Genomic DNA, 12,075 nt, shown 5'->3' with positions numbered 1-12,075 from the left:
CGCGAGCCCGTCCGGCGGGGTCCCGGCGAGGCGCGCACCGCCGTTGTCGGTGCGGGATGACATTCTCGACGGCGTGGTCGGGATGGACACGTCGCTGCGCACGGCGCTGGGCGACAAGACCGCGCGGCCGCTCGCGCGACAGCTCGAGATCGAGACCGTCGGCGACCTCCTGCGCCACTACCCGCGCCGCTACATCGCGCACAACAGGCTCACCCACTCCACCGACCGCGAGGACCAGCGGTTCCGCGCCGGTCAGCACGTCACGCTGCTGGGGACGGTCGAGGGCGTCAGCGGGCGGCGGATGCGCCACCGCAAGGGCCACGTCCTCGAGGTCACGGTGTCGGTGGGCGCCCAGCGCTTCACCTGCACGTTCTTCAACCAGCCCTACCGCGAGCGCGACCTGCAGCCCGGCACCACCGCGCTGTTCTCCGGCGACCTGAGCCGCTACCGGGACAAGTGGCAGCTCACGGCGCCGGAGTTCATCGTGCTGGGCGAGGGCAACACCGACCTGCCGGGCCTCATCCCCGTCTATCCGGCCAAGCGCAAGCTCCGGTCCTGGGTGATCATGATGGCGGTCCGCCAGGTGCTCGACCTGCTCGACGACCCCGAGGACCCCCTGCCCGACACGCTGCGGGCCGCCCACGGCCTGGCCTCCCTCGGCGACGCCCTGCGCCGGGTGCACCTGGCCGACACCTGGGACGAGCAGGAGGCGGCCCGCCGGCGCCTGGTGTGGGACGAGGCGTTCGGGCTGCAGCTCGCGATGGCGGGCCGGCGCGCGAGCGCCACCACCCGCCCGGCACCCGCCTGCCCCCGCCGCGACGACGGGCTGGCGGCGGCGTTCGACGCGCGCCTGCCGTTCACGCTCACCGGGGCCCAGCAGAAGGTCGGCGACTCGCTGGCCGAGGCCCTCGCGGGCGAGGAGCCGCTCAACCGCCTGCTGCAGGGTGACGTCGGCTCGGGCAAGACGATGGTGGCGCTGCGCGCGATGCTCCAGGTCGTCGACGCCGGGCGGCAGGCGGTGCTGCTCGCGCCCACCGAGGTGCTCGCGGCGCAGCACGCCCGTTCCCTGCAGGCGATGCTCGGGCCGCTGGGGCGGGCCGGTGAGCTGGACGCGGACCCGGACCACGCCACCCGGGTCACGCTGCTCACGGGGTCGCTGGGCGCCAAGGCGCGGCGCGAGGCGCTGCTCGACGCCCAGTCGGGGGCCGCGGGCATCGTCGTCGGCACCCACGCGGTGATCCAGCAGAGCGTGGGGTTCGCCGACCTCGGGCTCGTCGTCGTCGACGAGCAGCACCGCTTCGGGGTCCACCAGCGCGACGAGCTGCGCTCGCGCCCCGGCCCGACGACGCCGCACGTGCTGGTGATGACCGCGACGCCGATCCCGCGCACGGTCGCGCTGACCCTCTACGGCGACCTCGACACCTCGGTGCTCGACGAGCTCCCGAGGGGCCGGCAGCCGATCGCCACCACCGCCGTGCCGGCGGGGGTCAAGCCCCGGTGGCTCGAGCGGGCGTGGGAGCGCGTGCACGAGGAGGTCGCCGCCGGCCACCAGGTCTACGTCGTCTGCCCGCGGATCGGCGAGGAGGGCGGCGAGCCCGGCGAGGCGTGGCCCGAACCGCCGGCCGACGACCTGCTCGACCCGGAGGCGCCGGGGCCCGACGAGCTCGAGATGGCGCTGCGCAAGATGCGCCCGCCGGACGAGGACGAGCCGGAGGAGGAGGCCGCCCGCCCGCCGCTCGCGGTCACCGAGGTCGGCCCGATGCTCGCCGCGGGCCCGCTGGCGGGGCTGCGCCTCGAGATCCTGCACGGCCGCATGCCCACCGACGACAAGGACGCCGTCATGCGGGCGTTCTCCGACGGCACGGTCGACGTGCTCGTGGCCACCACGGTGATCGAGGTGGGCGTCGACGTCCCCAACGCCACGATGATGATCATCATGGACGCGGACCGGTTCGGTGTCTCGCAGCTGCACCAGCTTCGCGGGCGTGTGGGCCGCGGGTCGGCGCCGTCGTCGTGCCTGCTGGTCACCGAGGCCGTGGAGGGCTCGCCGGCGCTCGAGCGGCTGGAGCGCCTGGCGGCGACACCGGACGGGTTCGAGGTCTCCCGCATCGACCTCGAGGTGCGCGACGAGGGCGACGTGCTCGGCGCGGAGCAGTCCGGGCGCCGCTCGGGGCTGCACATGCTCTCGGTGCTCAAGCACGCCGACCTCGTGGCCGAGGCGCGCGACGAGGCGCGCTCGGTCGTGGCGGGCGATCCGACGCTCGCGCATCACCCGGGCCTGGCCGGACTCGTGCGCTCGGTGGTCGGCGAGGACGAGGCGGCGTTCCTCGATCGGTTGTAGGCCGCGGATGGGCGCCGCTCGTCCGGCCGCAGGGCCGTGACCGGTGGTGAGGGCAGCCGCTCGTCGTCACCGATTCAGGGGAGCCTCGCGCCGAGCGGTTCAGGTCCGCGGTCACCCTGCCGATGAGCGCGGTGCGACGACCGGCGAGCGCGCTGTGACGGCGTGGCGTGGCGTCCGGTGGTCACGGATCGGTTACGTTCTGGTGGTCGCCCGGCATCAGCGGGGCGGCGCGCTCGGCCGCTTCGTCCGACTCCCCGTCCGGCGGCCTCCCCGGAGCGCACGACCTCCCAGGACGGGGCGGGTGACCGACGTCGCGCCGCAGCTCCCCAGCGGCTCGCCGTCCGCGGACCCGGACCGTCCCCACGGTCCAGGCCCGGTGGAGCGCCGCCCGGCGGGCGTGGAGTTCACGCATGACCGCTGTGCTGCCCGAGATCGAGGTCCAGCCTCGCGACGGTCAGGGTCCGGCCCCGCGTCCGCAGGGTCGTCACCGCGCCCCCGAGGACGCGACGACCGGCTCGATGGGCGTCATCCCCGCCGACCGCCGCGCGCGGTCCGGCCAGGGGCGCCACGGCCGTCCCGAGGGTGCGCCCCGGGCGACCCCGGCCCACCCCCTCTCGCGCGCCGCGAAGACCGCCGGGCTCTCGCTCGCGGCCCTCGGTGCCGTCGCGACCGCCGGCGGCATGGCCACCCACGGCCTCATCGGCGGCGACGAGCCGCAGGCCACCGGTGAGCACGCGATCAACCCGCAGCTCGCCTCCGCGAACCTCGCGATCGCCCCCGCCGCGCAGGACTCGGCCGCCACCTCCTCGGTGCTCCCGGTCGTCAACCAGCCCGCGGCCTCCGGCGCCTCGTCGATCAAGCACGACTCGCCGGACTCCCGCGCCGCGGCCGCCCGCACGGCCCAGCAGACGCAGGAGCGCCAGGCCGCCGCGTCGTCGCAGCGCTCGGAGAAGAAGGCGCCGCAGGCCTCCAGCGCCGGCTCGTCCGTGGCGCAGCAGGCCATCGCCGCCGCGCGCGGCCAGCTGGGCGTGCCCTACGTCTGGGGCGGCACCTCCCCGGACGGGTTCGACTGCTCCGGCCTGACGCAGTTCGCCTTCGAGAAGGCCGGCATCGAGCTGCCGCGCACCTCGCGCGCCCAGGCCCAGGAGGGCCAGGAGGTCAGCGAGAGCAGCATGCAGCCCGGCGACCTGATCTTCTTCAACAGCCCGGTCAGCCACGTCGGCATCTACATCGGCGGCGGCAAGATGATCGAGGCCCCGCAGACCGGCTCCGACGTCAAGATCTCGGACGTCGAGCGGCGCATGGACGACCTGAACACGATCCGTCGTCTCGGCTGAGCCGACACCACCCGAGCAAGAGAAAGGCCCGGGCCCGTCGCCCCGAACGACAGGCCCGGGCCATGTGGTGCGCGGAGGCTCCCCAGCTCCCACTCACCAGGTCCGTGACCATCGGATAGCCCCGTTGCGCGCACCACAAACACGGATCCCGGGCCGATCGGTCGTCCTGCTGCGCCCGCCGGTGCGGCCCCGACCGTCCGGCCTGTGACGGACCGCTCGGCGCGGCCCGCGGATCGTGGGGCGTGTCGTCGGCTAGGCGCGGAGGCGGTCGCGCAGGTCGCGGGCCCCGCGGACGGCGGCGCGGCGCACGGCGTCGGCGGCCTGGGTGTACTCCGAGCCGGGCGGGTCGACCCGCGGGGGAGCGGGGTCGACGGCGCGAGTCTCGGGGGCCCGGGGTGCCTGCCGGGACTGCGCGAGCCCCTCGGCGACACGCTGCGCGTCCTGCCACGCCGACGCGGCGCGGTCGACGGCGGCGGCGAACTCGGCGCGCCGGGGGCCGGAGGGCTCCTCGTCGGTGGCGAGGAACTCGGCGTCGCCCATGGCCTGCACGAACCGCGCGGTGGCGGGGACGGTGACGTCGGCGAGCGCGGGGCGGGCGGCGACGGCGTACTTGTCGGCCTCGAAGGCGGCGTACTCGGCCTGCAGCGAGGCGAACCGGTCGCGCGCCAGGTGCCAGCGTGCCGCGTCGTGCTCGGCGAGTCGCCCGACCCGGCCCTGCGGGTGACCGTGCACGACCGTGCGCACGCGCGTGACGCCGCGGCGCACCGCGATGACCGTGGCGACGATCGCCGCGATGATCGCCGCGACCAGGTCGGTGACGGCGGCGAGCAGCGCCACCCCGAGGCCCTCCATGTCGCCCGCGGCGACCCAGACGGCCAGGAAGATCACCGGGGAGAGGAGCGCGAGCAGCCCGGCGAGGCCGTACAGCCAGGGCGCGGCGGAACGTCGGGGTCGGTCCACGGTGTCCTCCTCCGCCCGCAGGGGCTTTCTCCTGCCCTCCTTGATACCGCACGACGCTGCCCGGCAGCAGGAGTACCGCGGTAGCCTCCGCCGGCCCGGGTGCCGGGTGGTGCAGGCAGGAGGGGTCCGCTCGATGTTCCGCAAGGTGCTCGTCGCCAACCGTGGCGAGATCGCGATCCGGGCCTTCCGGGCCGCCTACGAGCTGGGGGCGGCCACCGTCGCCGTGTTCCCGCACGAGGACCGCAACTCCGAGCACCGGCTCAAGGCCGACGAGGCCTACCAGATCGGCGAGGTCGGCCATCCGGTCCGCGCGTACCTGTCGATCGAGGAGATCATCGAGGCCGCGAAGCGCTCGGGGGCCGACGCCGTCTACCCCGGCTACGGCTTCCTCTCCGAGAACCCGGGGCTCGCCACCGCCTGCGAGCAGGCCGGCATCACCTTCATCGGCCCGCCGCCGCGCGTGCTGGCGATGGCCGGCAACAAGCACAAGGCCGTCGCCGCCGCGCGCGAGGCGGGCGTGCCGGTGCTCGACTCGTCCGACCCCTCCGACGACCTCGAGACGCTGCTCGCCGCGGCCGAGTCGATGACCTACCCGCTGTTCGTCAAGGCGGTCGCGGGCGGCGGCGGGCGCGGCATGCGCCTGGTCAAGGAGCACGGCGGCATGCGCGACGCGCTGCAGGCCGCGATGAACGAGGCGTCGAGCGCGTTCGGCGACGCCACGGTGATCCTCGAGCAGGCCGTGGTCGACCCGCGCCACATCGAGGTGCAGATCCTCGCCGACGGCGGTCCGGATGGTGCTGGTGGGGGCCACGTCATGCACCTCTTCGAGCGCGACTGCTCGGTGCAGCGGCGCCACCAGAAGGTCGTCGAGATCGCGCCGGCGCCGCACCTGACCCCGGAGCTGCGCGAGCGGATCTGCGCGGACGCGGTGAAGTTCGCCGAGGCCATCGACTACGTCAACGCCGGCACCGTCGAGTTCCTCCTCGACGCCGACGGCAACCACCACTTCATCGAGATGAACCCGCGCATCCAGGTGGAGCACACGGTCACCGAGGAGGTCGCCGACGTCGACCTCGTCGGCGCCCAGATGCGCATCGCGTCCGGCGCGACGCTGGCGGACCTCGAGCTCTCGCAGGACTCGGTCGCGCTGCACGGGTTCGCGATCCAGTGCCGCATCACCACCGAGGATCCCGCCAACGAGTTCCGTCCCGACATCGGGATGATCTCGGCCTACCGCTCGGCGTCCGGGTCGGGCGTGCGGCTCGACGGCGGCACCGCCTACGCCGGCGCCGAGATCAGCGCGCACTTCGACTCGCTGCTGGTCAAGGTCACGTGCCGCGGCCGCGACTTCACCACCGCCGTGCGCCGGGCCCGCCGCGCGCTCGCCGAGTTCCGCGTGCGCGGCGTCGCCACCAACATCCCGTTCCTCATGGCCCTGCTCGACGAGCCGGACTTCCGCGAGGGCCGGGTGACGACGTCGTTCATCGCCGAGCACCCGGAGCTGCTCGCCGCCCGGGCGCCCGCCGACCGCGGCACCCGCCTGATGACCTACCTCGCCGACGTCACCGTCAACAAGCCCTACGGGGAGCCGCCGCGGCTGGTCGACCCGCGCGAGAAGCTGCCCGCGGTCGACCTGACGGCCGCGCCGCCGGACGGCTCGCGGCAGCGTCTCGGTGAGCTCGGCCCCGAGGGCTTCGCGGCGTGGCTGCGCGAGCAGACGCGCGTCCCGGTCACCGACACCACGTTCCGCGACGCCCACCAGTCGCTGCTCGCCACGCGCGTGCGCACCCGCGACCTCACCGACGTCGCCCCGCACGTCGCGCGCACCGCCCCGGAGCTGCTGTCGCTGGAGTGCTGGGGCGGCGCGACCTACGACGTCGCGCTGCGCTTCCTCGCCGAGGACCCGTGGGAGCGCCTCGCCCGCCTGCGCCAGGCCGTCCCCAACCTGTGCCTGCAGATGCTGCTGCGCGGGCGCAACACCGTCGGCTACACGCCCTACCCGACCGAGGTCACCGACGCGTTCGTCGCCGAGGCCTCCCGCGTCGGCATCGACATCTTCCGGATCTTCGACGCGCTCAACGACGTCGGGCAGATGCGCCCGGCCATCGACGCCGTCCGCGCGTCCGGCGGCGCGGTGGCCGAGGTGGCCCTCTGCTACACCGGCGACCTCTCCGACCCGGGCGAGCAGCTCTACACGCTCGACTACTACCTGCGCCTCGCCGAGCAGATCGTCGACGCGGGCGCGCACATCCTGGCGATCAAGGACATGGCGGGGCTGCTGCGCCCGCCGGCCGCGCGCACGCTCGTCACCGCGCTGCGGGAGCGCTTCGACCTGCCCGTGCACCTGCACACCCACGACACCGCGGGCGGCCAGCTCGCGACGCTGACCGCGGCGATCGACGCCGGGGTGGACGCCGTCGACGCGGCCGTGGCGAGCATGGCGGGCACGACGTCGCAGCCCTCGCTGTCCGCGCTCGTCGCGGCCACCGACCACAGCGAGCGCACGACCGGCCTCCGCCTCGACGCCGTCAACGCGCTCGAGCCGTACTGGGAGCTCGTGCGCAAGGTGTACGCGCCGTTCGAGGCCGGGCTCGCGTCGCCGACCGGGCGCGTCTACACCCACGAGATCCCCGGCGGCCAACTGTCGAACCTGCGCCAGCAGGCCGTGGCGCTCGGGCTGGGCGACCGCTTCGAGCAGGTCGAGGACGCCTACGCGGCCGCCGACCGGATGCTCGGGCACCTGGTCAAGGTCACGCCGTCGTCGAAGGTCGTCGGCGACCTCGCGCTGCACTTCGTGGGCGCGGGCGTCGACCCGGCGGCGTTCGAGGCGGAGCCGTCGAAGTTCGACATCCCCGACTCGGTGATCGGCTTCCTGCGCGGCGAGCTGGGCGACCCGCCCGGCGGCTGGCCCGAGCCCCTGCGCACCCGCGCGCTGGAGGGCCGCACCGAGCGGCCGGGTCTCGCCGAGCTCACCGACGACGACCGCAAGGGCCTCGAGGCGGACCGTTCCGCGACGCTGAACCAGCTGCTCTTCCCCGGGCCGACCGAGGACTTCCGCGAGCACCGCAGCGCCTACGGCGACACCTCGGTGCTGCGCAGCCAGGAGTTCTTCTACGGGCTGGAGTCCGAGCGGGAGTACGCGGTCGACATCGACACCGGCGTGCAGCTGCTCATCGAGCTCCAGGCGATCTCCGAGCCCGACGAGCGCGGGATGCGCACCGTGCTGATGTCGCTCAACGGCCAGCTGCGCCCGCTGTCGGTGCGCGACCGGGCGGTCGACACCGACGTCAAGGCCGCCGAGAAGGCCGACCGCAGCGACCCGGGCCACGTGCCGGCGCCGTTCGCCGGGGTGGTCACGCTGCAGGTCGGCGAGGGCGACCGGGTCGAGGCCGGCGCGACCGTCGCGACGATCGAGGCGATGAAGATGGAGGCCTCGATCACCGCGCCGCGGGCGGGCACCGTCGAGCGGGTCGCGATCGGCTCGGTGCAGCAGGTCGAGGGCGGCGACCTGGTCGTGGTGCTGGGTCAGTGACCCGCATCATCGGCGGCACCGCCGGTGGCCGGCAGATCGCGGTGCCGCCGACCGGCACCCGGCCGACGTCGGACCGGGTGCGCGAGGCCCTGTTCTCGGCGCTGGACGCGCGCGGGGTGATCGAGGACGCCGAGGTCCTCGACCTCTTCGCGGGGTCGGGCGCGCTGGGGATCGAGGCGCTCTCGCGCGGCGCGTCCACGGCGATCCTCGTCGAGCGCGACCCGCGGGCCTGCGCGGTGATCCAGAGCAACGTCGGCGTCGCGGGCGTGCAGGGCGCGCTGGTGCGCCGCAGCGCCGTCGACGCGTACCTGAGGAAGGCGCCGGGCCCGGTCGACCTCGTCTTCGTCGACCCGCCCTACGCCGACGCCGTCGACGGCGTCCTGGCGCGCCTGCCGCGGTGGACGCGCCGGGACGCGGTCGTGGTCGTGGAACGGGACTCGCGGTCCCCGGCGCCGGCCTGGCCCGAGGGTCTCGAGCCCGAGGACCCGCGCACCTACGGCGAGACGACCCTCTACCTCGCCACGGCTATCTGACCCTGTGTCAGCGGTGGGGCCCCGCTGACTCAACGTCAGAATCGCCACCCGCTCGCCGGCGCGACACGCCGTGGAGTGCCCGCGCGCCCCGGGAGGCGGACGGCCGATCACCTCGCGTCGACAGGTGGATCGCCGCGCGGCCCCGGGGGCGCACGAGCTGCGCCGCTCGGACCCACTTCGTCCGACGCGCCGTGGCGACGGCGTCGGTCGGTCGGGTCGCGGGAACACCGGCCCCTCCACGGGGTCGAGTTCACGGCCCACCGATCGGACAACGGTGTCCGCTCCCCGGGAAGGGATCACGCCCCATGACCGACGCACTGAACATCGAATCGATCGACCTGCACGGCTCCGTCGTCCTCGGCGGCCGGACCGTGCGGATCGACATCACCACCGAGGACACCGCACGGGAGTCCGACGATCTCGCCGAGCGCGACGTCGACGACTCGGACGTCGACGCGCGGGACGAGGACGTCGAGGACGTCGACGAGGCGGAGGACGTCGACGAGGCGGAGGACCTCGACGAGGACGAGGACGTCGACGAGGACGAGGCCGTCGACGAGGACGAGGCCGTCGACGAGGACGTCGATGAGGCCGAGGACGTCGACGAGGACGTCGACGAGACGGACGACGCCGACGACACCGAGGGCCGGGACGCCGACGACACCGAGGACCGGGACGACGAGGTGGAGGAGGACGAGGAGGACACCGGCGAGCACGACGACCAGGGCGTCGACGTCGCCGGGGCCGCGACGGCGGAGGAGCAGTCCGATCAGGAGACCGATGAGGGCGAGGAGCGGCACGGCATCGCCGACCGTCTCCACCTCCGTCGGCGTCGCCGTCAGGACGAGTCCTCGGATGCGGACGACTCGGCGACGTCGGAGGAGCCGTCCGGGTCGTCGGAGGACAGCGAGACCTCGTCGCGTCGCTCGAAGCGCCCGAGCGACGCTCCCGACGCGACGCCGGGTCGCGGCGGGAACGCACGGCGCCGTCGGTCGTCGAGCACCGAGACCGCCGAGGTCCCGGCCCCACGCCGCTCGACCGGGACGCGCCGGCGCCGATCGGCGGACGCGGAGAGCTGACGCGGTGCCCGGGCGGCCGGTCGGACCCCGGCCGCCCGGGGCATCACTCGGCGTCCGCGTCGATCCAGGACGCGATGACCTCGTCGACCTGGATGTCCTCGTAGGTCACGTGCGCCTCGACCTCGTCGGGCAGGTTGGTGCGCCGGCTCCCCGAGTGTGTCGCGTCGATGCGGACCCCCGGCTCGGCGTGGAAGCGCAGGCGCCGGGCCCGCACCGAGGCACGGAACTCGACGTCGGGGGCGCGGTCCTCGCTCATCCCTTGGCCCGGCGCGCCGGGCGGGGGCGGGCGGTCGCGCCGCGCCGCGGCTTCTCCTCCGACGCCGCGTCCGAGTCGTCCTCGCTCCCGGACGACTGCCCGGACGACTGCTGGGACGACCGGCGCCGCCGGGCGGCCTTCGGCGCCTCGTCCCCGTCGGAGCCGTCCTCGCCGGTGGCCTCGCCCGCGACGTCGCCCGCGGTCTCGGTCGCCGTCCCGGCCACCTCGCCCGCGGTGTCCGCCGCGGCCTCACCGACGTCGCCGACGGCACCGCCGACACTCCCGACCGCGTCGCCGACGGAGTCGCCGACCGACCCGCCCAGCTCGCCGACCGCCGACCCGGCCTGCTGGCCGATCTCGCCGACCGCGTCACCGGCCGCACGCCCGACCTCGCCGGCCGCCGCGCCGACGCCCGACCCGACCTCGCGGACCGCGGTCTCGGCGCTGCGGGCGATCGTCTCGAGGATCTGCGGGTTGCGGTCGATGGTGGTGAGGACCCGGTCGATGATCCCGGCGACCTCGTCGAGACGGACCTTCAGGGTGGCCTCGGCCTGGACCCCGTCGATCTCCAGCTCCACCGAGCCCAGCTGGGCGTCGACACCGACGTTGAGCTTGAGCAGGTTGAGGACCTCGGCCTGCAGGGAGACCTTCGCCCGCAGGTCCTGGACCTTGAGCCCGAGGTGCTCGACCTCGAGCTTGGGGACGTCGAGGTAGACGTCCGGGCGGCCGCCGGCCTCCTGGCGCCCGCTCGTCGACCCGGAGGCGCGGCGCTCGCCCGACGGGCGCTCGCCCCTCCGGCGGGCGGGGGTCGTGTCGGAGCGCTCGGCTCCGTCGCCGTCGGACGTGCTCGTTCGCCGGGTGCGGCGCGGGGAACCGTCAGCCATGCGTGCCTCCTGGTCGGTGCCGGGAGGGTGGCCGGACCGGACGGGCGGAGAAACGAGCCCGGTCGGCGCAGGCGACACGACCCGACGGCGCACACGACCCGTCGCGACCGGCTCTGACAGCATCAGCGGGTGCGGTGGACCGCCCTCCTGGGACTCCTCGTGGCCCTGCTCGCCTGCACGCCCGACGTCGAGCGCCCGCCGACCCCCGAGCAGGTGGACCGCGCCCTGCGCTTCGCCGCCCTCGCACCGCTGCCCGTCGGCGGTGTCGTCACGCGCCTGGAGACGCAGGGCGGGATCGACACACAGGTGGTGATCACGGTGCGTCCCGGCGACGTCCAGGCCTGGCGCGCGGCCTCCGGGCTCCCGTCGGACGACGCGCAGCAGCGCATCGCCAACCCCGACGGCGCGATCGTCCACCGCAGCGCGTCGTCGGGCCCCGCCGACGTCACCGTCACCGCCTTCACGACCTGATCGCCGCCAGGAACCCGTCCGCGCCCTCGACGTCGACGTCGCGCAGGCGCTTCTTCCGCCACGCCGCCGCGGTGACCGCCGCGTGCACCTCGACGACGCCGTCGCCACCCGTCTCGCGATGGGTCTCGCGGTAGCCGCAGGCGACGCTCACCCGGCGCGACGCGGCGTTGCCCTCGGCCGCGGCGGTGACCGCGCGTGTCATCGCGAGCGGACCGAACGCCAGCTCGAGCAGCATCAGGCGCACCCGCGTCCCGAGCCCGCGGCCCTGCTCGGCGCGGGCGAGCCACGACGAGGTGCGCGCCGTCCCCGCCGGGTCGTCGATCTCGTGGGCGAGCACCGCGAGCCCCAGCGCCCGGCCACCGTCGAGCACCGCCAGCGGGACCCGCCAGCGCGCGGCCGACGGCGCCTCGCGCAGCCGCCACGCCCACTCGAGGAACCGGCGCGCGGCGGGCACGCCCTCGTCCTCGGGCCAGCCCAGCAGCTCGCCGGCGCGGCCCGGCGCGACGATGCCGCCGGGCTCGGCGACGATCTCGGCGAGCTCGAGCAGCTCCTCGTCGGTCGGCGCGAGGAGCACCGTGCCCCGGTGGGCCACCCGCAGCCCGTACTGCGGGTAGAGCGCCGCGAGGTCGGCGCGCAGGAGGTCGGCGTCCACGCAGGCATCGTGCCCGCCATGGAAAGATCG

General features: G+C 75.1%; 10 protein-coding genes. 6 read left to right on the top strand and 4 right to left on the bottom strand.

The features are described 5' to 3' along the window. Nucleotides 1–82 precede the first annotated feature (82 nt). Together WCD58_RS05540 and WCD58_RS05535 are read left to right on the top strand one after the other, a co-directional pair. Nucleotides 83–2,341, top strand: a complete 2,259-nt coding sequence (locus tag WCD58_RS05540; protein ID WP_337700829.1) for an ATP-dependent DNA helicase RecG — start codon at nucleotides 83–85, stop codon at nucleotides 2,339–2,341. A 410-nt stretch (nucleotides 2,342–2,751) separates the two neighbouring features. Further along, a complete protein-coding gene (locus tag WCD58_RS05535) occupies nucleotides 2,752–3,678 on the top strand; it encodes a C40 family peptidase (protein ID WP_337700304.1) in 927 nt (308 codons plus the stop codon). A 252-nt stretch (nucleotides 3,679–3,930) separates the two neighbouring features. On the opposite strand, the gene WCD58_RS05530 is transcribed toward WCD58_RS05535, so the two are convergent. Continuing rightward, a complete protein-coding gene (locus tag WCD58_RS05530; protein ID WP_337700302.1) occupies nucleotides 3,931–4,638 on the bottom strand; it encodes a hypothetical protein in 708 nt (235 codons plus the stop codon). A gap of 133 nt (nucleotides 4,639–4,771) precedes the next feature. On the opposite strand from WCD58_RS05530, the gene WCD58_RS05525 reads away from it, so the two are divergent. The 3 genes from WCD58_RS05525 (at nucleotide 4,772) to WCD58_RS05515 (ending at nucleotide 9,782) form a co-directional block, all read left to right on the top strand. Continuing rightward, nucleotides 4,772–8,170 carry a pyruvate carboxylase gene (locus WCD58_RS05525; protein WP_337700300.1) on the top strand — a complete coding sequence of 1,133 codons (3,399 nt, stop codon included), beginning with the start codon at nucleotides 4,772–4,774 and terminating at the stop codon, nucleotides 8,168–8,170. After that, nucleotides 8,167–8,703 carry a 16S rRNA (guanine(966)-N(2))-methyltransferase RsmD gene (gene rsmD, locus WCD58_RS05520; RefSeq protein ID WP_337700298.1) on the top strand — a complete coding sequence of 179 codons (537 nt, stop codon included), beginning with the start codon at nucleotides 8,167–8,169 and terminating at the stop codon, nucleotides 8,701–8,703. Before WCD58_RS05525 ends, rsmD begins: the two co-directional genes overlap by 4 nt. Nucleotides 8,704–9,008: 305 nt before the next feature. Continuing rightward, complete coding sequence (locus tag WCD58_RS05515; protein WP_337700296.1) at nucleotides 9,009–9,782, top strand: hypothetical protein; 774 nt, start codon at nucleotides 9,009–9,011, stop codon at nucleotides 9,780–9,782. 43 nt (nucleotides 9,783–9,825) lie between these two features. Here the strand turns inward: WCD58_RS05515 and WCD58_RS05510 are convergent, their stop codons facing one another. Both WCD58_RS05510 and WCD58_RS05505 read right to left on the bottom strand, forming a co-directional pair. Beyond that, nucleotides 9,826–10,038 carry a hypothetical protein gene (locus WCD58_RS05510; protein ID WP_337700294.1) on the bottom strand — a complete coding sequence of 71 codons (213 nt, stop codon included), beginning with the start codon at nucleotides 10,036–10,038 and terminating at the stop codon, nucleotides 9,826–9,828. Continuing rightward, nucleotides 10,035–10,922, bottom strand: coding sequence for a collagen-like triple helix repeat-containing protein (locus WCD58_RS05505; RefSeq protein ID WP_337700292.1), 888 nt, complete (start codon nucleotides 10,920–10,922; stop codon nucleotides 10,035–10,037). The genes WCD58_RS05510 and WCD58_RS05505 overlap by 4 nt, the downstream gene beginning before the upstream one ends. A gap of 129 nt (nucleotides 10,923–11,051) precedes the next feature. Here WCD58_RS05505 and WCD58_RS05500 point away from each other — a divergent pair, with 129 nt between their 5' ends. Further along, complete coding sequence (locus WCD58_RS05500) at nucleotides 11,052–11,393, top strand: hypothetical protein (protein WP_337700290.1); 342 nt, start codon at nucleotides 11,052–11,054, stop codon at nucleotides 11,391–11,393. Here the strand turns inward: WCD58_RS05500 and WCD58_RS05495 are convergent. Next, on the bottom strand, nucleotides 11,383–12,045 hold the full coding sequence (locus WCD58_RS05495) for a GNAT family N-acetyltransferase (protein ID WP_337700288.1): 663 nt from the start codon (nucleotides 12,043–12,045) through the stop codon (nucleotides 11,383–11,385). The two genes, WCD58_RS05500 and WCD58_RS05495, sit on opposite strands and share 11 nt — an antisense overlap. Between the last annotated feature and the right edge of the window lie 30 nt (nucleotides 12,046–12,075).

The organism is Actinomycetospora flava (genome assembly GCF_037400335.1).
Taxonomy (GTDB): Bacteria; Actinomycetota; Actinomycetes; order Mycobacteriales; family Pseudonocardiaceae; genus Actinomycetospora; species Actinomycetospora flava.
This window is presented reverse-complemented; position numbering and strand designations above follow the sequence as displayed.